The organism is Rhizobacter sp. Root404 (genome assembly GCF_001425865.1).
Taxonomy (GTDB): domain Bacteria; phylum Pseudomonadota; class Gammaproteobacteria; order Burkholderiales; family Burkholderiaceae_C; genus LMDS01.
Genome location: NZ_LMDS01000004.1, coordinates 1982637 through 2004366 on the forward strand (window position 1 = coordinate 1982637; position 21730 = coordinate 2004366).

Below are 21730 nucleotides of genomic sequence, written 5' to 3' on the forward strand. Positions count from 1 at the left end.
TCAGGTGCCCGGCGGCCGGGTGTCGGCGAAGCTGGCGCGCGTGGCGAGCTTGTCGGCGAGCTTCGCGAGGTTGGCGTGCTTCTCGCGCCAGGCGACCTGCGGGAAGCGAAAGCTCATGTAGTCGAGCGCGCACCCGACCGCGATGTCGGCCAGCGACAGGTGGATGCCCGTGCACCACGGCTTGTCCGCCAGGCCGGTGCTGACCGCGTCCAGCGACACATCGATCTTGTGCATCTGCCGCTCGATCCAGGCCGGGCTGCGCTGCGCGTCGGTGCGGCCGGCCCAGGTCTGTTCCAGCCGGGCCAGGATCGCGGCATCGAGGATGCCGTCGGCCAGCGCCTCCCAGGTGCGCACCTCGATCCGCTCGCGGCTGCCCTCGGGGATCAGCCGGCTGACCGGCGAGCGGGTGTCCAGGTACTCGACGATCACGCGCGAATCGAAGATCGCCTCGCCGCCCGGCAGCACCAGGCAGGGCACCTTGCCCAGCGGGTTGGACTTCATGATCTTGTCATTGGCCCACACGTCCTCGAGCTCGTGCTGGTAGTCGAGTTTTTTCTCGGCCATCACGATGCGCACCTTGCGCACGTACGGACTGGTGAGAGAACCAATGAGTTTCATGGAGAGCCGTCCCTGTGGCCACACTGGTGGCTCTGGCCCATTTTAGCGGCGCCCCTCGTGCGCACCGCCTCAGCGACGTAGCGTCCAGTCCACACTTTGCGGCCGTCCCGGCAAGTGCAGCGCCGCGGTGGCCGCCGGCGTCTGCGCGACCACCCGACCGCGCCGCACCACCTGCAGGCGTTGCGCGCGCAGGCGGATCGCCTCGACCGGGTCGCGCGCCTGCAGCAGCACGAAGTCGGCGTGGCAGCCGACGTCGAGGCCGTAGCCCTCGAGCCCGAGCACGCGCGCGGCGTTGACCGTCACCGCGTCGAAGCACGCGCGCATGCCGGCTTGCGAGGTCATCTGCGCCACGTGCAGCCCCATCTGCGCGACCTCGAGCATGTCCCCCGAACCGAGCGAATACCACGGGTCCATCACGCAATCGTGGCCGAACGCGACGTTGATGCCGGCCGCCATGAGTTCCGGGACGCGCGTCATGCCGCGGCGCTTGGGGTAGGTGTCGTGCCGGCCCTGCAGCGTGATGTTGATCAGCGGGTTCGCGATGGCATGCAACTGCGCCTCGCGCATCAGCGGCAGCAGTTTGCTCACATAGTAGTTGTCCATCGAGTGCATCGAGGTCAGGTGCGAGCCGGTGACCCGGCCGTGCAACCCCAGGCGATGGGTGTGGAACGCGAGCGTCTCGACATGGCGCGACAGCGGATCGTCGCTCTCGTCGCAATGCATGTCGACCCGCAGGCCACGCTCGGCGGCCAGCTCGCACAGCAGGCGCACGCTTTCGGCGCCATCGGCCATCGTGCGCTCGAAATGCGGGATGCCGCCCACCACGTCGACGCCGAGGTCGAGCGCGCGCTTCAGGTTGGCGAGCGCGGTCGGCGAGCGCAGCACGCCATCCTGCGGGAACGCGACGAGCTGCAGGTCGAGGTACGGCGCCACCGTCTTCCTGACCTGCAGCAGCGCCTCCACCGCGAGCAGCCGATCGTCGCAGACGTCGACATGGGTGCGGATCGCCAGCAGCCCCTTGGCCACTGCCCAGTCGCAGTACTGCAGCGCGCGGTCGACCAGCGCCTGTTGCGTCAGCTCGGGCTTCAGTTCGCCCCACAGCGCGATGCCTTCGAGCAGGGTGCCGCTGGCGTTGACGCGCGGCAGGCCGTAGCTGAGCGTCGCATCCATGTGGAAGTGCGGGTCGACGAACGGCGGCGCGAGCAACCCGCCGCCGGCCTCGATCACCCGCGCGTCGGCCGGCGCGGCAAGGGCGGTGCCGATCGCCGCGATGCGACCGGCCCGCACCAGCACGTCCTGGTCGACCCGGCCATCGACGAGCGACGCACCGCGGAATAGAAGGGGCTGGTGTTCTTGCATCTGCCAATCTTTCCACAAACGTCCGGAAACACACGCCACCTCAAGCAACCGGCCAGGAGGTCGAAAATGGAGAATCGACTCCGAGTCTAGGCCCCAGGCACCCGCCCCGCCCCCGTGTTCAAGCTGCTTCTCCTGTTCGCCCACCTGCTTGGCACCAGCCTGGCACTCGGGGCGATCGTCGCCACCGACATCCGGCTGCTGCGCCGCTTGGCCGATGACCGCGTGCGCATCGCGCCGCCCAATCCCTACGTCATGCGCCTGATCACGATCGCGCTGATGGTGCTGTACGTCACCGGCGGCGCCATGATCCTGCTCGGCCTGGGAGCCGATCCGACCTACCTGAGCGGCAATCCCAAGCTGCAGGGCAAGCTGGTGCTGGTGGTGGTGCTGACGATCAACGCCTTCGTGCTGCACCGCTACACCTTCCCCGGTTTGGCCCGCGGCCGGCGCGTCGCGCGCTGGAAGCCGCGTGACTTCCTGCGGGTCGCGGTGCCGGTCGCGCTGTCCAACTGCCTGTGGCTGTACTGCGCCTTCCTCGGCATCGCCCGGCCGTGGAGCCGCACGGTGTCGATCGACTTCGTGCTCGGCACTGCGCTGTGGCTGTTCGGCACGACCCTGGTCGCCGTGATGGCGGTGCTGGTGATCGCCGCGCAGGACCGCACCAACGCCGAGCCCGGCTGGATCGACGTGCTCAAGCGCCGCATCGACCGGCTCGCGACCGCACTGCGGATCTGAGCCGCGCGCGGCCATGACCTGAGAGGTCATGGCCCCAATGATCGCCCGGCGGGAAGATGCCCTCAACGCACCTTCTCAACCCCCGGAGTTCACATGGACGGCATCAACCTCCTCCCGCTCGGCGTCAGCCACATGATCGGTCTCGGCGCGATCGGCTCGTGCCTCGGCGTCGGCCTGCTCGGCAGCAAGTACCTCGAGGCCTCGGCGCGCCAGCCGGAACTCATGGAGACGCTGCAGAACAAGGTGTTCCTGCTGGTCGGCGTGCTCGACGGCGCGTTCATCATCGCGACCGGCATCGGCCTGTGGTTCGCGACCGCGAACCCCTTCAAGTGATTCGTCAGCGTTCGCCCTTGCGATAGGGCTTCATCAACGCCTGCGGATACGCCGCGCGGCGCGCCACCAGCACCAGCGCGGCGATCGACAGCAGGTACGGCAGCATCAGGTAGACCTGGTACGGCACCGCCCAGCCGAACAGACCGGTACCGGACTGCTGCAGGCGCAGCTGCAGCGCGTCGAACACCGCGAATAGCAGCGCGCCGAGCAGCGCCTTGCCGGGCCGCCACGACGCGAACACGACCAGCGCGACGCAGACCCAGCCGCGCCCGTTGACCATGTTGAAGTAGAAGGCGTTGAACGCCGCCAGCGTCAGGAACGCACCGGCCACGCCCATCAGCGCCGAGCCCGCGGCCAGCGCGCCGAGGCGCAGCGCCGCGACGTTCAGCCCCTGTCCTTCGGCGGCCGCCGGGTTCTCGCCGACGGTGCGCAGCGCCAGGCCGAGCGGCGTGCGGTACAGCAGCCACCCGATCGCCGGCACCAGCACGAGCGCGAGCAGCGTCAGCGGCGTCTGGCCGCTCAGCACCGGGACCGGCAGCCCCTCCATCGCCGCGAACGGCTGGATCGTCGGCGGGCTCTCGACCTTCGGGAAGCTGACGCGGTAGGCGTAGCTCGCCAGGCTAGTCGCGAACAGCGTGATGCCCAGCCCCGAGACATGCTGCGACAGCGACAGCGTCACCGTCAGGAACCCGTGCAGCAGCCCGAACAATGCACCGACCAACGCAGCCACGGCCACGCCCACCCACAGGCCGCCGCCCTGGTAGACCGTGAGCCAGCCGGCGAACGCGCCGGCGACCATGATCCCTTCGATGCCCAGGTTCAGCACGCCGGCACGCTCGCACAGCAGCACGCCGAGCGTGCCGAGGATCAGCGGCGTCGCGATGCGCAGCACTGCGACCCAGAACGGCGCGCTCAGAAGCAGTTCGGCGATCTCAGCGAGCATGGGCGCTCCTTGCGCGCACGACGCGGTATTGGGCCGCGAGCGTGGCGACCAGCATGCTCAGCAGCGAGACCGAGACGATCACGTCGGCGATGTAGGTCGGCACGTTGACGGCGCGGCTCATGCTGTCGGCCCCCACCAGGATGCCGGCGACGAACACCGACGCCGCGATGACGCCGAGCGGGCTCAGCCCCGCCAGCATCGCGATCACGATGCCGCTGTAACCGTAGCCCGGCGACATGTCGAGCGTGACGTAGCCGGTGCGGCCCGCGACCTCGATCGCGCCGGCCAGCCCGGCCAGCGCACCGGACAGCAGCGCGACCTTCACGTTGACCCACGCCACCGGCATGCCCGCGAACGCCGCGGCGCGCGCATTGAAGCCGACGGCCCGGATCTCGAACCCGGTGGTCGTGAAGCGCAGCAGCGCCCACAGCGCGACTGCCAGCACCAGCGCCCAGAGCAGCCCGGTGTGCACGCGGGTGCGCTCGATCAGCTTGCCGAGCTGCATCGACTCCTGCAGCGCGACGCTCTGCGGCCAGCCCATCGCGGTCGGGTCCTTCATCGGGCCGTCGAGCATCATCGAGACGAACAGCAGCACGATGAAGTTCAGCAGCAGCGTCGTCACGACCTCGTCGACGCCGAGCCGGCTCTTCAGCAGCGCCGGGCCGAGCAGCAGCAGTGCGCCGGCGACGGCCGCGGCCAGCATCATCAGCGGGAACAGCAACCACGGGCTCCATGCGTACCCGGTGCCGCCGTGCAGGCCGCCGACCGCGACCGCAGCGAGCGCGCCGGCATACAGCTGGCCCTCGGCGCCGATGTTGAACAGGCGCGCCCTGAACGCAACCGCGGCCGCCAGGCCGGTCAGGATCAGCGGCGTCGCGCGCGTCAGCGTCTCGCTCCACGCGAAGCGCGAGCCGAAGCCGCCGTCGAGCAGCAGCGCGTACGCGCGGCCGACCGGCGCGCCGGCCCACGCGACCAGCGCCGACGTGACCAGCAACGTGAAGGCGACCGCGATGAAGGGCGCGCCGGCCTGCAGCGCACGCGACGGGCGGACGCGGCGTTCAAGGCGCATGGGCGTGCGCCTGGTCGTTCGCCTGGTCGTTCGCCTGCGCGCCCGCCATCGCGAGACCGATCGATTCGAGCGTCCACTCGGCGACCGGCTTCGCGGCCGTCAGGCGGCCGGCATGGATCACCGCCACGCGGTCGGCGATGGCGAGGATCTCATCGAGATCTTCCGAAATCAGCAGCACCGCGGCGCCCCGCGCGCAGGCGTCGAGCAGCTGCTGGTGCACGAAGGCGACCGCGCCGATGTCCAGCCCCCAGGTCGGCTGGTCGGCGACGATCAGGCGCGGGCCGATCGCAGCGCCCGGATCGCCGAGCAGCGCGCGCCCGAGAATCAGCTTCTGCATGTTCCCGCCCGACAGCGACCGCGTCGGCGTCCCCAGGCCGGCCGACTCGGTGCCGCGCACATCGAAGCGCTCGATCACCTTGCGCGCATGCGCCTGCGCCGCGGCGCGCTTGGTCACGCCGAAGCGCGCGAAGCTCGGCGTCGCATAGCGCTCGAGCACCGCGTTCTCCCAGATCGGCAGGTCGCCGACGACACCAACCGCGTGGCGGTCTTCCGGGATACGCGCAACGCCGGCCCGCACCCGGGCCTGCGGTTGGGCCGGCAGTGGCTGGCCGTCGAAAGTCAACGTGCCGGCGCTGGCCGCGAGCATGCCGAACAGCAGTTCGGCGAGCGCCTGCTGGCCGTTGCCCGCGACACCGGCGATCGCGACGATCTCGCCGGCGCGCAAGTCGAGGTCGACGCCTTCGAGCCGCGCGCCGTGGCCCGCGCCGGCCACGCCGACGCCGCGCAGCGCACACACCACGGCGCCGGCCGCGCGCGGCGTGCGCGTCGCCGGCGCCACCTCGCGTCCGACCATCAGCGCCGCCAGCGAGGCCTTGCTCGCGTCCTTCGCCGCCACGGTCGCCACCAGCTTGCCGCCGCGCAGCACCGCGACCCGGTGCGACACGCGCAGCACCTCGTCGAGCTTGTGGCTGATGAAGATCACGCCCAGGCCCTGCGCGACGAGTTGCTCCAGCGTCGCGAACAGCGTGACGACCTCGGGCGGCGTCAGCACCGCGGTCGGTTCGTCGAGGATCAGGATCTTCGCGCCCCTTCTCGTTCCAAAGGACACCAGCGCCTTGAGAATCTCCACCCGCTGGCGCTCGCCGACCGACAGGTCGACGACCCGCGCGTCCGGCTCGACCTGCAACCCGAAGCGCTGCGCCGTCTCGAGCAGCGCGGCCCGCGCCGCCGCGCGCCGCGAGAACGGCTGCCACAGCGGCTCGGTGCCGAGCATCACGTTGTCGAGCACGCTGAGGTTGTCGGCCAGCGTGAAGTGCTGGTGCACCATGCCGATGCCGGCCGCCAGCGCCGCCCTGGGGTTGCCCGGCGGCAGCGGCTGGCCGAAGGCCTCGATCCGGCCCGCGTCGGCGACGTAATGGCCGAACAGGATCGACACCAGCGTGCTCTTGCCGGCGCCGTTCTCGCCGAGCAGCGCCAGCACCTCGCCGCGCGCCAGCGTCAGCGAGATCGCGTCGTTGGCGACGAGGCTGCCGAAGCGCTTGGTGATCGCCTCGAGGCGCAGCACCTCGACCGGCGCGGCGGCGGGCGTGGAGGCTCTAGACTGCGGCGCCATGCGTGATTCCCCCGCTACCGACGCCCCGCCAACGGCCGCCTGCCTGAACTGCGGCGAAGCGTTCGGTGCGGACCGGCCGCGGTTCTGCCCGGCGTGCGGCCAGGGCACGGCCATCAAGCCGCCGACGCTGCTCGAGTTCGCGCAGCAGTTCGGCGGCGCGTACCTGTCGACCGAAGGCGCGCTGTGGCGCAGCCTCAAGCTGCTGGTGCTGCGGCCCGGCGAGCTGACGCGCCAGTACCTCGCCGGCCGGCGCAAGCACTACGTACTGCCGCTGCGGCTGTACCTGACGATCAGCGTCGCCGTGCTGCTGATGCTGCGCGTCGCGTCGAGCCTCGACCCGGACGCGGTGGCGATCGCCAAGGGCGACGGCTTCGACCCGCGCGCCGGTGCCTTCGCGCTCGACATCGGGCCCGGCCGCCTCGAGATGAAGGACGGCCGGTTCATTTGCGAGCGCCTGCCGGCCGGGCTGTGCCGGCGCATCGAGCAGCGCGTGAACCTCGACGCGGCCGGCTTCCAGCGCGAGCTCGACCGCTTCGGCGACCGCTTCGTCTCGAACCTCGGCGTCGCGATGTTCGCGGTGCTGCCGCTGCTCGCGCTGTGTCTGGCCGTGCTGTATCCGAACCGGCAGCGCCGCTACACCGAGCACCTGGTGGCCGCCCTGCACCTGCAGGCGTTCTGGTTCCTCGCGATGGTGCTTGCGCTGCCAGGGATCGGCCTGCTGAAAGCGGTGGCCCTGGTCGCGGTGCCGCTGCACACCTGGTTCGCGCTCGGCCGCATCTACGGCGGCCGCCGCTGGCCGCGCCTGCTGCGGCTGGCGGTGCTGGGCGCGGCCTACCCAGTCGCGATGGGGCTGGCGATGCTCGCCATCCTCGTCTGGGCCGCGGTGACCTGAGCCGGCCGGCGCGGTCACTTCGCGGTCGGCTTCGGCTGGCTGTCGTCGACCGGCACCGTGAAGCTGCCGGCCAGGATCGCCTTCTGCTTCGCCTCCATCTTCGCGACCACGTCGGCCGGCACCTTCTTCGCGAACGTGCCGAGGGCGCTGAGCTCGCTGCCCTTGTGCTTCATCATCGAGTACTCGCCGTACTCCCTGGCCTCGAACTTGCCGGCCTTGACGGACTTGATCGCCAGGTCGATCGTCGGCTCCATGTTCCACAGCGCCGAGGCGACCACGGTGTCGGGGTACTTGTCCTGCGTGTTGATGACGTTGCCGATCGCGAGCTTGCCCTTCTCCTTCGCGGCATCGCTGACGCCGAAGCGCTCGGCATACATCACGTCCGCGCCCTTGTCGATCATCGCGAACGCGGCTTCCTTGGCCTTCGGCGGGTCGAACCAGCTGTTGATGAAGCTGACCATGAACTCGACCTTCGGATTGGTCTCCTTCGCGCCGGCCATGAACGCGTTCATCAGGCGGTTGACCTCGGGGATCGGGTAGCCGCCGACCATGCCGATCTTGCCGCTCTTGGTCATGCCGCCGGCGATCATGCCGCTCAGGTATGCCGGCTCCTGGATGAAGTTGTCGAACACGCCGAAGTTGGGCGCCTGCGGCTTGCCGCTGGAGCCGAGCAGGAAGCTGACCTTCGGGTAGTCCTTCGCGACCTTGCGCGCCGCCGCCTCGACCGCGAACGCCTCGCCGACGATCAGCGTGTTGCCGCCCTCGGCGTAGCCGCGCATCACACGCTCGTAGTCGGCGTTCGTGACGTTCTCGCTGAACACGTACTCGATCTCGCCACGCGCGACCGCGGCCTTCAGCGCCTTGTCGATGCGGCTGACCCACTGTTGCTCGACCGGCACGGTGTAGATCGCGGCGACCTTGATCTTGGCTTGCGCGAACGCACCGGCGCTGGAAAGCGCGGCCAGAGTGGCCGCGGCAAGGGCCAGGGCGAGACGACGGGAAGGCTGCATGGACGGATCTCCTCGTGGGTTGATGCGGCGCGCGCCGCGATCGCGATTAAGCAAGAGCCGTTCCGCGGACGCAACGGGGTTGGCCCGATGACGGCGCCGGATGCTAGATTTGCGGCACCCCAACTGCACCCAGACAGGCACGGGGAGGGAGGTTCACGATGGAAGACACCATTCCGATGCCGCTCGAGTCGATGCGGTTCGGTTCCCCTGCCGCCGCCTCGGCACCGCTGCCGCTCACCGGGCCGCGGCACCCGCTCGAGATCGCGTTCAGCGGCTCGGGCAGCGAATACTTCCGGATCTGGATCGTCAACCTGCTGCTCACGCTGGTGACGCTCGGCCTCTACTACCCGTGGGCCAAGGTGCGGCGGCTGCGCTACTTCTACGGCAACACCTCGGTCGGCGGTCACGCGCTCGACTTCCACGGCGACCCGAAACGCATGCTGCGCGGCTTCTTGCTGGTCGGCGCGATGGTGCTGCTGTATTCGGTGGCGGGCCGGGTCTCGCCGACGGCCGGACTGATCGCGTTCCTGATCGTCGCGGCGCTGTGGCCGGCGCTGTTCCGCGCGTCGATGCAGTTCCGGCTGGCCAACACCAGTTGGCGCGGCCTGCGCTTCCGCTTCGACGGCGACCTGCGCGGCGCCTACCTCGCGATGCTGCCGCTGTTCGTGCCGGGCGCGATCTCGCTGATCGGCGTGATCCTCGACGGCCGGTCCGCGCGCACCGGCGATCGCGTCGCGGGGCTGGCGTTCCTGGCGGCGCTCGCCCTGTTCCCGCTGTTCTTCTGGCGCCTGAAGAAGTACCAGCACGACCACTACGCGCTCGGCCAGGCCCGCACCACCCTGGACACCGGCGCCGGCTCGTTCTACGGGCTCGCGCTGAAGACGATCGGCGTCGTGCTGGTCGTCTCGCTGCTGGCCGGCGCGGTCGCCGCGGTCGTCGGCGGGTTCGGCGCGCTGGCGCTGGTGTTCGGCGGCAACGGCAACCGCGCGTCGGTGGCGGCGATCATCGCGATGACGCTGCTGTTCATCAGCGCGTACGCCGCGATGATCCTGGTCATCTCCCCGTACCTGACCTCGCGGCTGCAAAACCTCGTCTGGGGCCGCACGCGCGGGCCGCTGGTCGAGTTCGACAGCCGGCTGCTGTTCTGGCCGCTGTTGCGGCTGACGCTGAAGAACTGGCTGCTGGTGCTGGTAACGCTCGGGCTCTACCTGCCGTTCGCCAAGGTCGCGATGACGCGCCTGCGGCTCGAGGCGATGAGCGTGCAGACCTTGCTGCCGCCGGACGAACTCGCCGACCGGCTGCGCCGGCGCGCGGACGACGCGGCGGGCGATGCCGCCGGCGACCTGTTCGGGATCGACATCGGCCTGTGAACGCCGGCGCGCCCCTGCCGGCGCTGGCCGCCGACCTGTTCGACGGCAGCTCCGCGCGGGCGCGGCGCGTCACGCTGCGCATCGACGGCGCGGCACTGCAGATCGACGGCGACGACGGCGCCGCGCGGCGCGTGCCGCTGGCCGCCGTGCGCTGGCCGGAGCGCACCCGGCATGGCGCACGCGTCGCCCACTTCGACGACGGCGGCGCGGTCCACGCGCTGGACGCCGGCGCGTGGGACGCCTGGGCGCGCGCCAGCGGCCTCGGCGAATCGGCAGTGGTCCGGGCGCAGCAGAGCTGGCGTGCGACCGGTGTGGCGGTCGTGCTGCTGCTCGCGCTGGCCGCAGCAGGCTACCTGTGGGGCGTGCCGTCGCTCGCGCGCTCGGTGCTCGTGCTGCTGCCGGTGTCGATCGACCGCACGATCGGCGACGCCGCGCTGCGCTCGATCGACGGCACCTTGCTGGCGCCGAGCCGGGTGCCCGAAGCCCGCCAGCTCGCGTTGCGCGTTGCGTTCGCGCAGGCGCTCGCGCGCGCCCATCCGCCGGGTGCAGGCCCTGGCGCGCGGCACGAACTGCTGTTTCGCGCCGGCCGCTCGAGCGGGCCCGATGCACCCTCGCCGCTCGGCCCGAACGCGTTCGCGCTGCCGGGCGGCACGATCGTCGTCACCGACGAGATGCTGGCGCTGCTGGAAGGGCGCGACGACGTGCTGATCGGCGTGCTCGGCCACGAGTTCGGCCATGTGCAGCGTCGCCACGGCATGCGCCTGCTGGTGCAGGCGACGCTGATCGGCACGGCCACCGGGATCGCGATCGGCGACTTCAGCAGCGTGCTGGCCGCGGCTCCGGCGCTGCTCGGGCAGTCCGGGTACTCGCGCGATTTCGAGCGCGAGGCCGATCGCGACGCGATCGCGCTGCTGCGCGCCGCCGGGGTTTCACCGGCGGTGATGGTCGAGCTGTTCGAACGGCTGGCGGCGCAGCGTGGCGCGGCGCGCGGGCGCCAAGGCGTCGACCTGGGCATCGCGCTCGCCAGCCACCCGGCCGACGCCGAACGCATCGCGCGGTTCCGCGAGGCCGCGGCGCGCTGAAGCGCATGGCCGGCACTCAGGCCGGGCAGGCCGCGACGACGAGCTGGTTGCGCCCGCCGGTCTTGGCCGCGTAGAGCGCATCGTCGGCGCGCCGCACCACATCGGCGACGCCATCGCCCGGCAACGCGGCGGCGACACCGGCCGAGAACGTGTAGGGCAGCGGCGGCGGCGCCTGCATGTCGTCGAGGCGCGCGCGCAGGCGCTCCAGAACCGGCAACGCACTGGTCACGTCGGCGTTCGGCAGCAGCATCAGGAACTCCTCGCCCCCGATTCGGCCGACGGCGTCGAGCGGGCGCAGGTGCTTGCGCATCTGCTGCGCGAAGTGCTGCAGCACGCCGTCGCCGACCGCGTGGCCGTGCACGTCGTTGACGCGCTTGAAGTGATCGAGGTCGAGCATCGCGACCGCGAGCGGGATGCGCATCTTCTGCGTCGTACACAGCAGGTCGTCGAGCCGGCGGAAGATGTAGCGGCGGTTGTAGAGGCTGGTCAGCGGGTCGGTCATCGCCGCGATCAGCGCGTCGTCGCGGGCGCGGCGCAGCGTCGCCTCGTTGAGCTTCAGCGGCGTGATGTCGACCAGCACCACGAACACCCAGCCGTCGGGGCGGGTCGTCTCGGTCACCCACATCCAGCGTCCATCGGTCAGGTCGGACTCGAAGCTGCGCACCGGCAGGCGGCGGTACGCCCGGCGGACGCGGACGAGCCACCGATCGATGTCGTCGGTGTTGATCATCAGGCCGCGCCGGCGCTGGTGGCAGTTGCGCATCATCTGCTCCCAGGTCGGGTGCTCGTCCGGCCCGATGCCGAGCGCCGCGCGGCCACACTCGTTGGCCGCGGCGAGCCGGTCGCGCGGGTCGAACAGCAACCAGCCCGCCGTACTGTGCTGCATCGAGGCGATGAGTTCGTGCTGGACGGTCGGGGTCATGGATGGAGTGCGGACGGATTCAACCCGGTTATCGGTACCCAGCGCCGCCGCTGGAGCCAGAGGACACGGCCGCGACGTGCCGAATGTGTGCACTTCTACAATCTGGCACCGATACGCCGCCGACCCGCGCGCGACCCGCGCCAACCGCCATGAACCTGTCCGCCCTCTCCGCCCTGTCGCCGCTCGACGGCCGTTATGCCGCCAAGGTGGCCGCGCTGCGCCCGCTGCTGTCCGAATTCGGGCTGATGCACCGGCGCGTGCAAGTCGAGGTCGAGTGGTTCATCGCCTTGTCGGACGCCGGCTTCGCCGAGTTCAAGCCGCTTTCGGAGGCCGCGCGCGGCCTGCTGCGCGGACTGGTGCTGCGCTTCTCCGAAGGCGACGCGCAGGCGATCAAGGACATCGAGCGCACCACCAACCACGATGTGAAGGCGGTCGAATACTGGCTGAAGGCACGCTTCGAATCGATGGCCGAGCTGCGCGCTGCCGGCGAGTTCGTGCACTTCGCCTGCACCAGCGAGGACATCAACAACACCAGCCACGGCCTGATGCTGCGCGCCGCCCGCGACGAGGTGCTGCTGCCGGCGCTCGACAAGGTGATCGCGAAGCTGACGACAATGGCGCACAACCTCGCCGCGGTGCCGATGCTCAGCCGCACCCACGGCCAGACCGCGAGCCCGACCACCGTCGGCAAGGAGATCGCGAACGTGGTCGCGCGGCTGGCGCACGCCCGCACCCGGATCGCCGACGTGAAGCTGCTCGCGAAGATGAACGGCGCGGTCGGCAACTACAACGCCCACCTCGCGGCCTATCCCGATTTCGACTGGGAGGCGTTCGCGCGCCGCGTGATCGAGCAGCAGCTCGGCCTCACGTTCAACCCGTACACGATCCAGATCGAGCCGCACGACTGCATGGCCGAGCTTTTCGACGCGGTCACGCGCACCGACACGATCCTGATCGACTGGTCGCGCGACGTCTGGGGCTACGTCAGCCTGGGCTACTTCAAGCAGCGCACCAAGGCCGGCGAGATCGGCTCGTCGACGATGCCGCACAAGGTCAACCCGATCGACTTCGAGAACGCGGAGGGCAACTTCGGCCTGGCCAACGCGCTGCTCACCCACCTGAGCCAGAAGCTGCCGGTCAGCCGCTGGCAGCGCGACCTGACCGACAGCACGGTGCTGCGCAACATGGGCGTGGCGCTCGGCTATTCGTTGCTGGGCCTGGACTCGCTGCTGCGCGGGCTGGACAAGCTGGAGATCAACGAAGCCGCGCTCGCCGACGACCTCGATCACGCCTGGGAGGTGCTGGCCGAGCCGGTGCAGACCGTGATGCGGCGCTACAACCTGCCGAACCCGTACGAGCGGCTCAAGGAGCTGACGCGCGGCAAGGCCATCACCCGCGAGGCGATCGCCGCGTTCATCGCGACGCTCGAGATCCCGCCCGCCGAACGCGAGCGCCTGCTCGCGATGACACCGGGCAGCTACACCGGCCGAGCGGTCGAACTGGCCAAGCGGATCGGGTGAGCGTGATGAACTTCACTGCCCAGCTCGCCCGCGCCGAAGCCGCCAACGACTCGATGCTCTGCGTCGGCCTGGACCCCGACCCCGCGAAGTTCCCCGGGTCGTGGAAGGACGACCCGAGCCGCATCTTCGACTTCTGCGCGACCATCGTCGACGCGACCCGCGACCTGGTGATCGCGTTCAAGCCGCAGATCGCCTACTTCGCCGCCCACCGCGCCGAAGAGCAGCTCGAGCGGCTGATCGCGCACATCCACCAGGTGGCGCCCGAGGTGCCGGTGATCCTCGACGCCAAGCGCGGCGACATCGGCAGCACCGCCGAGCAGTACGCCTGCGAGGTGTTCGAGCGCTACCAGGCCGACGCCGTCACGCTGTCGCCGTTCATGGGTTTCGACTCGATCGAACCCTACCTGGCCTACGACGGCAAGGGCGCGATCCTGCTGTGCCGCACCTCGAACGCCGGCGGCTCGGACCTGCAGGCGCAGACGCTGCCGAACGGCGACAAGCTGTTCGAACACATCGCGCGTCTGGCGGCCGGACCCTGGAACCGCTCGGGTCAGCTGGCCCTGGTGGTCGGTGCGACCTTCCCGGCCGAGATCGAACGGGTGCGCGAGCTCGCCCCGACGCTGCCGCTGCTGATTCCGGGCATCGGCGCGCAGGGCGGCGACGCGGCCGCGACGGTGCGCGCCGGCTGGCGCCCCGGCGCACCGATCATCGTCAGCTCGTCGCGGGCCGTGCTGTACGCGAGCCGGGGCGACAACTTTGCGGAGGCGGCTCGGGTGGCCGCGCAGGCGGCGCGCGCCGAGCTGAACGCCGCGCGACCGGCGCCGTCCTGAGACTGCGCTGCCGCATGCGGCGGCCGTCTGCATGAGCCAAATTGACTCATTGCGGTCACTTCGCACGACGCAAGACAGCTTGAACTCGTACCATGCGCCGAGTTTCGATGTCCCACGCACGATGACTTTCCTCGCGGCCGACGTTCAACTGCCCGACTCCGCCGCGCGGATCATCGGTCGGTTCTACTTCGGCTCGACGGCGGCGGCGACGACGGTGAGCGCCGCCATCCTCGGCCTGCTGCCCTCGGCGCTGACGCCGTCGCGGCAGCTCGGCGTGGTCGCCTCACTGGCCTGCTTCGCGCTGTTCTGTGCCGTGCTGGCGCGCCTGAGCGCGCAGCGGAACTTCCCGATCCGCACCGCGATGTGGGCGGTCGCGCTGCTGGCGATCGCGCTGAGCAGTGCGGTCAGCTTCTCGCTCGGCGAAGGCCTGCGCAGCCCGGTGATGAGTTTCTGCCTGCTGGTGGTGTTGGCGACCGGCGCGGTGCTCGGCGCCTGGTCGGGCCCGGCGCTCGGTGCGTTCGCGCTGGCCCAGGTGCTGCTGCTCGCCTGGCTCGAGATGAACGGGTTGACGCCCGACGCGGCGGGCACGCCCACGCCGCTGCCGGCGGCGCTGCTGTACCAGAGCCTGATGGTGGTGAGCAGCTCCATCGGCGGGGTGCTGATCGCCCGCGTCCTCGACCACTACCTGCGCGCGGCCCATGAACGCGAGCAGCGTTTCCGCGGGCTGCTGCGCGTCGCCGCCGACTGGTACTGGGAGCAGGACCGGCAGTTCCAGTTCACGCGGGTCGCCAAGGTGGCGGCCGACGCCGTCGAGACCGGCGCCAGCCTCCAGCCGCCGTGGGATCCGCAGCGCATGGGCCTGACCGACGAGCAGCTCGACGCACACCGCGCCGACCTGGAAGCACACCGCGCGTTCAGTGCGGTGCTCGCGCGCTGCCGCGAGCCGAACGGCCAATGGCGCACGGTGAGCATCAGCGGCGAGCCCAAGTTCGACGCCGCCGGCGCGTTCAGCGGCTACTGGGGCGTCGCCCGCGACGTGACCGAAGAAGTGCTCGCGCAGCGCGCCGTCGCGGCGAGCGAGACCCGCTATCGCGAGCTGTTCACGCGCTCGCCGTCGCCGCTGTTCCTGCATCGGCGCGGCACGATCTTCGATGCCAACGAAGCGGCGGCGCGGCTGTTCGGCTTTGCGAACGCCGCGGCGATGAACGGCATCGGCATCGTGACGCTCTTCCCGCCGGGCACGCAACGGGAGCGTGTGCTCGAACGGCTCGCACAGCTGGAGTCGATGCCGCTCGGCGACGGCCTGGCGGTGGCGGACTTCCAGCTGCGCGCCGTCGACGGACGGCCGCTTAGCGTGCAGGCGACCGCGGTCCGGGTCGACACCGTCAGCGGGCCGGCCAACCTGTCGATCTTCTTCGACATCACCGCGCGCAAGGCCGCCGAGGGCGCGCTGCGGCGCAGCGAGGCGATGCTGTCGCAGCTGTTCGCGACCAGTCCCGACTGCATCGCGCTGGCCGAGATGGAGACCGGTCGCTACACGCTGGTCAACCCGGCGTTCTGCCGCGTCACCGGCTTCGCCGCCGACGAGGTGGTCGGACGCACCGGCGCCGAGCTCGGCCTGTGGGCCGATCCGGCGCAGGCCGCGAACCTGCTCGCGCGAGTGGAGCGTGACGGCACCGTGCTCGACCTGCCGGCGGTGTTCGTCGCCAAGTCGGGCGCGCACGTGTCGATGCTGCTCGGCGCCGGGCGTTTCGAGATGGACCGGCGCGACTACCTGGTCGTCAACGCGCGCGACGTGACCGACAGCGAGCGCACCCGGCTGCAGCACGCCGCGATCCTCGAACGCGCCTCGATCGGCATCGCGTTCACGCGCGCCGGCCGCTTCGTGCAGGCCAATCCGTACTTCGAGCGCATGTTCGGCTGGCCCGCCGGCACGCTGCCGGGCGAGCCCGGCTCGGTGGTCTGGTCCACCGACCGCGACCACCGCGAGATCAGCGAGCTGGCCGGGCCGCTGCTTTCGACCGGCAAGCCGTTCGAGATCGAGCGCCGCGTCAGCCGGCGCGACGGCAGCCGCTTCTGGTGCCGCCTGCTGGCTCAGGTGGTCGACCGCAACGACCCGGTCAACGGCGGCACGATCTGGATCGCCGAGGACGTGACCGAGCGGCGCCGCCTCGATGCCGCGCTCGCCGCAGCGCGCGACGCGGCCGAGGCCGCGAGCCGCGCCAAGAGCGCGTTCCTCGCCAACACCAGCCACGAGATCCGCACGCCGCTGAACGGGCTGCTCGGGCTCGCCCGCCTGGCGATGCAGCCCGACCTGCCGGAGGCCCGGCGCCAGCAGTACCTGGCGCAGATCGTCGACAGCGCCGAGAGCCTGGGCGGGATCATGTCCGACATCCTCGATGTCTCGAAGATCGAGGCCGGCAAGTTCGCGCTCGAGGACACGCCGTTCGACCTGCGCGATGCGCTGAAGGCCGTGCACCACGCCTACGACGCGCTGGCCGCGGTCAAGGGACTGGCGCTGCTGCTCGACATCGACGAACGGCTCCCCGCCACCGTGCGCGGCGACCCGCTGCGGGTGCGGCAGATCCTGTCGAACTTCATCACCAATGCGCTCAAGTTCACCGAGCGTGGCCACGTGCGCATCGCGGCGACGCTGCGCCCGGACGGCGCGGTGCGGCTGGCGGTCTCCGACACCGGGCCGGGCGTGCCCGACGAAACGCAGGCGCGGCTGTTCACGCCGTTCTCGCAGGGCGATTCGTCGACCACGCGGCGCTACGGCGGCACCGGCCTGGGCCTGTCGATCTGCCGCGAGCTGGCGCAGCTGATGGGCGGGGCGGTCGGCATGGAGAGCACGCCCGGGCACGGCAGCACCTTCTGGGCCGACCTGCCGCTGCCGAGCAGCGCGCCGGTGCAGCGCTCGGCGAGCACCGAGGCGAGCGAGATCGCCGACCTCGCCGACGCGCGCGTGCTGATGGCCGAGGACAACCCCGTCAACATGATGATCGCGGTCGCGATGCTCGAGCACTGGGGCGTGCACGTCGAGCAGGCCCACGACGGCCGCGCCGCGATCGCCGCGGTGCACGCGGCGGCAGGCCAGGGCCGGCCGTTCGACGTGGTCCTGATGGACGTGCAGATGCCGGTGATGGGCGGACACGAGGCGGCGCGCGAACTGCGCCGCCACTACGCGCCGGAGGCGCTGCCGATCGTCGCGCTGACGGCGGCCGCGCTGGTGTCCGAGCGCGCCGAGGCGCTCGACGCCGGCATGAACGATTTCCTGACCAAGCCGATCGACGCCAACAAGCTGCGCCGCACGCTGGCCGCGCTGGTGCCGGCGCGCCGCGTTCAGGCCCGGTAGTAGACGATCTGGTGGCTGCTCGCGAGCAGCTGGCGATCGTCGCCCCAGACCTCGGCGCTCTGATCGAAGTAGCCGTTGCGGAAGTTCAGCGCGCGGGCGGTGCCGAGCACGTGCCGCGCGCCCTGCGCGGCGAGCAGCGCCGCGTCGGCGTGGAAGTAAGTCGTCAGCGACACCGTGCCGATCGGCGCGAGCTCGCGCCGGCGCACGAAGATGCGCGGGAAGAAGCTGTCGCACAGCGCCGCGAGCGAGACGAAGTCGAGCGGACGCGGCGGCTCGTCGCGCGTCCAGACCTCGCTGTGCGAGTCGGCCTGGTGCGCGGCGTCGAACACCTCGGGCATCGGGCCGCGCACGAAGCGCATGTCGTAGTGGCGCGTCCAGGCGGGCCGGCCGAACACGGGCGAGCGCACCAGCGCGTCGGGCGGCGGGATGTCGGCCGGCGGCGCCGCCTCGGGGGCCGACCAGGTCTCGCGGCGCAGCGCGAACACCGCGCTGCCGCTGGCCGCGATCTCGCCGCCCTGCGACAGCTCGACCGACCAGTGCTGGGTCGAGCGGTTGGTGCGCAGCGGCCGCGCGACGAGCTCGAAGTCGCCATCGGCCAGCGCCGCCGCGAAGTTGACCGTCAGCGCGACCGGATCGCCCTGGCGCGCCGGGTGCTGCAGGGCGGCCTGCAGCACGCAGGCCGCGGTCACGCCGCCGAACGGGCCGACCATGTTCGCGTAGGCCGGGCTGGTGTGGCCGCGGAAATGGCCGTCCGACAGCGGTTCGAGCAGCGTGGCGGTGTCGAAGGGGTGCATGCGGTCGTGCGGCGCTTCAGCCGGTGCGATGGTGGGCGATGGCCAGCACGAACGGCAGCACCAGTTCGGGGATCAGGTAGCCGAGCCAGACCGGCGCCGGCTTCGGCAGCCCGACCTTCGCGATCGAGACCAGCCGGCCGACCCCCGCCAGCAGCACGCCCAGGGCGAGGAGGTAGACCAGCGTGCCCTGCTGGCGCACGGTCAGCGCGGCCCACAGACTGATCAGGCCGGTCGAGAAGTACACGCCCGCCATGAAGCGGTGGACGTTGTCCAGCCGCGGCGAGGTGTCGGGCTGGCCCAGCACGAACTGCAGTGCGCCGCCGGCCATCGCGATCGCGGCGATCAGGAACAGGCAGACCTGCACGATGACCTGGCTGGTCAGGAGGGGGGCTTCGGGCGTCATGGAGGTCTCGGGAGCGATCGACAGGGGAACGAGGCGTCATTCTGAGCGCGCCGCCGCGCTCACGCCACCAGCGGCAGCGAGCGCACGCGCCGGCCGGTCAGCACGAACATCGCGTTCGCGACCGCCGGCGCGATCGGCGGCGTGCCCGGCTCGCCGACCCCGCCCGGCGACCGCGTGCTCGGCACCAGGTGGGTCTCGATGCGCGGCGTCTCGGCCAGCCGCACGACCGGGTAGGTCGGGAAGTTGGTCTGGCGCACGACGCTGGCGTCGATGTCGATGCGGCCGTACAGCGCCGCGCTCAGCCCGAACAGGATGCCGCTCTCCATCTGCTGCGCGACGATGCCCGGGTTCACCACCGTGCCGACATCGGCGGCGCAGACGACCCGCCGCACGCGCGGCCGGCCGCCGTCCATCGACACCTCGACCACCTGCGCGACGATGCTGTTGAAGCTGTCGTGCAGCGCCACGCCCCGCGCCACGCCCGCCGGCAGCGGCTGCCCCCAGCCGGCCTTCTCGGCCGCCAGCCGCAGCACCGCGGCATGGCGCGGCGCCGCCGCGAGCAACGCGAGGCGGAACGCGACCGGGTCCTGCCTGGCCTCGTGCGCGAGCTCGTCGATGAAGCCCTCGGAGAAGAACGCGTTGTGCGAATGGCCGACCGAACGCCAGAAGCCGACCGGCACGCCGCTGTGCGTGGCGACGTGCGCCATGCGCTGGTTCGGGATGCCGTACGGGAGGTCGATCAGGCCCTCGGCCGCGGTCTTGTCCGGCATGTCGATCGGGCCAGCGAGCGCGGGCAGGCTGCGTTCCATCCAGCGCGGCGTGATCGCGTCGCCGGCGCTGGTGATGCGCAGCGCGGTGGGCATGCCGGTGGCGTCGAGGCTGGCCTGCAGCAGCGCGACGCCGGCGGGGCGGTAGAAATCGTGGGTCAAGTCCTCTTCGCGCGGCCAGACGAGCTGCACCGGGCGCCCGCCGGTCTCCATCGCGACGCGCACGGCCTGGCCGACGACATCGACATCGAGCCGCCGGCCGAAGCCGCCGCCGAGGTAGGTCACGTGCACGGTGACCGCGTCCGGCGCGACGCCGGCCACGCGGGCCGCCAGCGCCCGCGCCGCGCCCGGCACCTGGGTCGGCACCCAGACCTCGACCTTCCCGTCGGCGACGCGCGCGGTGCAATTGATCGGCTCCATCGGCGCATGGGCGAGGTACGGCGCGCTGTAGAGCTGCTCGACCTGCCGCGCCGCGGCGCCCGCCGCGACCGTCACGTCGCCGCGGCTGTGGAACGTCGTGCCGCCGCCGGTGGCCGCCGCGCTGCGCGCGGTGCGCGCCAGCGACTCGGCGATCGCCGCACTCGACACCGTGCCGGCCGGCGGCGCCTGCCACTCGACTTGCAAGGCCTGCGCACCGCGCTGCGCGTGCCAGTAGGTGCGACCGACGACCGCGAGCGCCGCGGTCGAGCCGGCGACCGGGCCGAGGCGCACGACCCGCTCCACGCCGGGCAGCGCCATCGACGCCTCGACCCGCACCGCGCCGGGCGCGCCACCCAGCATCGGGCTGTGGCGCACGACGGCGTAGAGCTGCCCCGGCAGGCGCACGTCGATGCCGAACTGCGCGCTGCCGTCGACCTTGGCGGCAAGGTCGATGCGCGGCGCCGCGGTGCCGATCAGCGTCCAGTCCTTCGGCGCCTTCAGCACCACGTCGCCCGGCGGCGTCGCGGCCGCGGCCTTCGCGAACAGCCCGTAGTGGCCCTGCGGCCCCGACGCGTGGCTGACCACGCCGTTCTTCACGCCGAGTTCCGCGACCGGCAGCTTCCACGCCAGCGATGCGGCGCCGAGCAGCTGCGCGCGCGCGGTCGCGGCCGCCAGGCGCAGCACGTCCCACGCGTCGGCGACGGTCGACGAGCCGCCGGTCATGTTGATGCCGAGCTCGCGGGCGAGCTTCGCGACGATCCACTGGCCGGACTTCACCATCGTCGTCTCGTGGCCCGCCTCCGTGTCGGCCGGGTGGAACGGCAGCGACGCGACGAACCCGGCGACGTTGCCGTACAGCGCGTCCGGCCCGGCCTGCTGCAGGCGCAATTTCGCCAGCGAGATGTCGAGCTCCTCGGCGACCAGCATCGCCAGCGCGGTGTGCACGCCCTGACCCATCTCGCTGCGGTGCATCGCCAGCACGACCGTGCCGTCTTCGGCGACCTTGATCCAGCCGTTCAGGCCGACCTCGCCCGGCACGACCGGCAAGGAATCCGCGCTGCCGAGGCGGCCGCGCGGCGGCAGCACACCCCAGCCGACCACCAGTGCGCCGGCCGCGCCCAGGCCGCTCAGCAGCAGCGTGCGGCGCTTCATGGCTTGGCGCGCGCGAGCTTCGTCGCGATGGGCGGGCGCAGCGCGGCCGCGGCGCTGCGGATCGCGGCGCGGATGCGCGGGTAGGTGCCGCAGCGGCAGATGTTGGTGATCGCGGCGTCGATCTCGGCGTCGCTCGGGTTCGGCTTGGACGCCAGCAGCGCCGCGGCCGCCATCAGCATGCCGCTCTGGCAGTAGCCGCACTGCGGCACCTGGTGTTCGATCCAGGCCGTCTGGAGCGGGTGCGGCGCCGCTGCGCTGCCGAGCGCCTCGATCGTCACGATGCGCTTGCCGGCCACGCCGGACAGCGGCGTGACGCAGCTGCGCACCGCCTGGCCGTCGACCTGCACGGTGCAGGCCCCGCAGGCGGACACGCCGCAGCCGAACTTGGTGCCGGTCAGGCCGAGCACATCGCGCAGCGCCCACAGCAGCGGCATGGCCGGATCGACCGCGGCGTCCGGGAGCGTGCGGGTCTGGCCGTTGATCGAAAGCTCCACGCGGTCTCCAGGGTCGTTCGGGGCGGCCCGATTCTGCGGCATTTCGCCAG

General features: G+C 71.5%; 19 protein-coding genes. 8 read left to right on the forward strand and 11 right to left on the reverse strand.

Features of this window, described 5'->3' with window-relative positions; genetic code table 11:
* Both ASC76_RS13510 and ASC76_RS13515 read right to left on the reverse strand, forming a co-directional pair.
* The gene (locus ASC76_RS13510; RefSeq protein WP_056466539.1) at positions 1 to 618 is read right to left on the reverse strand and encodes a glutathione S-transferase family protein; all 618 of its coding nucleotides are present in this window, start codon (positions 616 to 618) and stop codon (positions 1 to 3) included.
* A gap of 69 nt (positions 619 to 687) precedes the next feature.
* Positions 688 to 1977, reverse strand: a complete 1290-nt coding sequence (locus ASC76_RS13515) for an amidohydrolase family protein (RefSeq protein WP_056466542.1) — start codon at positions 1975 to 1977, stop codon at positions 688 to 690.
* A gap of 114 nt (positions 1978 to 2091) precedes the next feature.
* On the opposite strand from ASC76_RS13515, the gene ASC76_RS13520 reads away from it, so the two are divergent.
* Both ASC76_RS13520 and atpE read left to right on the forward strand, forming a co-directional pair.
* Positions 2092 to 2712 carry a hypothetical protein gene (locus ASC76_RS13520; protein WP_056466544.1) on the forward strand — a complete coding sequence of 207 codons (621 nt, stop codon included), beginning with the start codon at positions 2092 to 2094 and terminating at the stop codon, positions 2710 to 2712.
* 93 nt (positions 2713 to 2805) lie between these two features.
* Positions 2806 to 3045 carry a F0F1 ATP synthase subunit C gene (gene atpE, locus ASC76_RS13525; protein WP_056466547.1) on the forward strand — a complete coding sequence of 80 codons (240 nt, stop codon included), beginning with the start codon at positions 2806 to 2808 and terminating at the stop codon, positions 3043 to 3045.
* A gap of 4 nt (positions 3046 to 3049) precedes the next feature.
* Here the strand turns inward: atpE and ASC76_RS13530 are convergent, their stop codons facing one another.
* The 3 genes from ASC76_RS13530 to ASC76_RS13540 are packed head-to-tail and all read right to left on the reverse strand — an operon-like array spanning position 3050 to position 6669.
* A complete protein-coding gene (locus ASC76_RS13530; RefSeq protein WP_056466550.1) occupies positions 3050 to 3988 on the reverse strand; it encodes an ABC transporter permease in 939 nt (312 codons plus the stop codon).
* Positions 3978 to 5057, reverse strand: coding sequence for an ABC transporter permease (locus ASC76_RS13535; RefSeq protein WP_056466553.1), 1080 nt, complete (start codon positions 5055 to 5057; stop codon positions 3978 to 3980). The genes ASC76_RS13530 and ASC76_RS13535 overlap by 11 nt, the downstream gene beginning before the upstream one ends.
* Complete coding sequence (locus ASC76_RS13540) at positions 5047 to 6669, reverse strand: ABC transporter ATP-binding protein (RefSeq protein WP_056466555.1); 1623 nt, start codon at positions 6667 to 6669, stop codon at positions 5047 to 5049. The genes ASC76_RS13535 and ASC76_RS13540 overlap by 11 nt, the downstream gene beginning before the upstream one ends.
* Here ASC76_RS13540 and ASC76_RS13545 point away from each other — a divergent pair.
* Positions 6668 to 7561, forward strand: a complete 894-nt coding sequence (locus ASC76_RS13545) for a DUF3667 domain-containing protein (protein WP_056466558.1) — start codon at positions 6668 to 6670, stop codon at positions 7559 to 7561. The two genes, ASC76_RS13540 and ASC76_RS13545, sit on opposite strands and share 2 nt — an antisense overlap.
* Before the next feature lie 14 nt (positions 7562 to 7575).
* Here the strand turns inward: ASC76_RS13545 and ASC76_RS13550 are convergent, their stop codons facing one another.
* Complete coding sequence (locus tag ASC76_RS13550) at positions 7576 to 8571, reverse strand: BMP family protein (RefSeq protein WP_056466561.1); 996 nt, start codon at positions 8569 to 8571, stop codon at positions 7576 to 7578.
* 158 nt (positions 8572 to 8729) lie between these two features.
* Between ASC76_RS13550 and ASC76_RS13555 the strand changes: the two genes are divergently transcribed.
* Positions 8730 to 9941 (forward strand): YjgN family protein, encoded by a 1212-nt coding sequence (locus tag ASC76_RS13555; RefSeq protein WP_056466562.1) that lies wholly within the window; start codon positions 8730 to 8732, stop codon positions 9939 to 9941.
* Positions 9938 to 11023, forward strand: coding sequence for a M48 family metallopeptidase (locus tag ASC76_RS13560; protein WP_056466564.1), 1086 nt, complete (start codon positions 9938 to 9940; stop codon positions 11021 to 11023). The genes ASC76_RS13555 and ASC76_RS13560 overlap by 4 nt, the downstream gene beginning before the upstream one ends.
* A gap of 16 nt (positions 11024 to 11039) precedes the next feature.
* Here ASC76_RS13560 and ASC76_RS13565 read toward each other — a convergent pair whose 3' ends face one another.
* The gene (locus ASC76_RS13565; RefSeq protein WP_056466566.1) at positions 11040 to 11945 is read right to left on the reverse strand and encodes a sensor domain-containing diguanylate cyclase; all 906 of its coding nucleotides are present in this window, start codon (positions 11943 to 11945) and stop codon (positions 11040 to 11042) included.
* Positions 11946 to 12094: 149 nt separating this feature from the next.
* Between ASC76_RS13565 and purB the strand changes: the two genes are divergently transcribed.
* The 3 genes from purB (at position 12095) to ASC76_RS13580 (ending at position 17650) form a co-directional block, all read left to right on the forward strand.
* Complete coding sequence (purB, locus tag ASC76_RS13570; RefSeq protein WP_056466568.1) at positions 12095 to 13465, forward strand: adenylosuccinate lyase; 1371 nt, start codon at positions 12095 to 12097, stop codon at positions 13463 to 13465.
* Between the two features lie 5 nt (positions 13466 to 13470).
* Positions 13471 to 14295, forward strand: coding sequence for an orotidine-5'-phosphate decarboxylase (gene pyrF, locus ASC76_RS13575; RefSeq protein ID WP_056467432.1), 825 nt, complete (start codon positions 13471 to 13473; stop codon positions 14293 to 14295).
* Positions 14296 to 14416: 121 nt separating this feature from the next.
* On the forward strand, positions 14417 to 17650 hold the full coding sequence (locus ASC76_RS13580) for a PAS domain-containing hybrid sensor histidine kinase/response regulator (protein ID WP_056466570.1): 3234 nt from the start codon (positions 14417 to 14419) through the stop codon (positions 17648 to 17650).
* On the opposite strand, the gene ASC76_RS13585 is transcribed toward ASC76_RS13580, so the two are convergent.
* The 4 genes from ASC76_RS13585 to ASC76_RS13600 are packed head-to-tail and all read right to left on the reverse strand — an operon-like array spanning position 17638 to position 21680.
* Entirely contained in the window at positions 17638 to 18444 is an 807-nt protein-coding gene (locus ASC76_RS13585; RefSeq protein ID WP_056466573.1) for an acyl-CoA thioesterase II, read from the reverse strand. The genes ASC76_RS13580 and ASC76_RS13585 overlap by 13 nt on opposite strands.
* 16 nt (positions 18445 to 18460) lie before the next feature.
* Positions 18461 to 18847, reverse strand: coding sequence for a DUF4345 family protein (locus tag ASC76_RS13590; protein WP_056466576.1), 387 nt, complete (start codon positions 18845 to 18847; stop codon positions 18461 to 18463).
* Between the two features lie 59 nt (positions 18848 to 18906).
* Entirely contained in the window at positions 18907 to 21186 is a 2280-nt protein-coding gene (locus ASC76_RS13595) for a xanthine dehydrogenase family protein molybdopterin-binding subunit (RefSeq protein ID WP_056466579.1), read from the reverse strand.
* Positions 21183 to 21680 (reverse strand): (2Fe-2S)-binding protein, encoded by a 498-nt coding sequence (locus ASC76_RS13600; RefSeq protein ID WP_305815987.1) that lies wholly within the window; start codon positions 21678 to 21680, stop codon positions 21183 to 21185. The genes ASC76_RS13595 and ASC76_RS13600 overlap by 4 nt, the downstream gene beginning before the upstream one ends.
* Between the last annotated feature and the right edge of the window lie 50 nt (positions 21681 to 21730).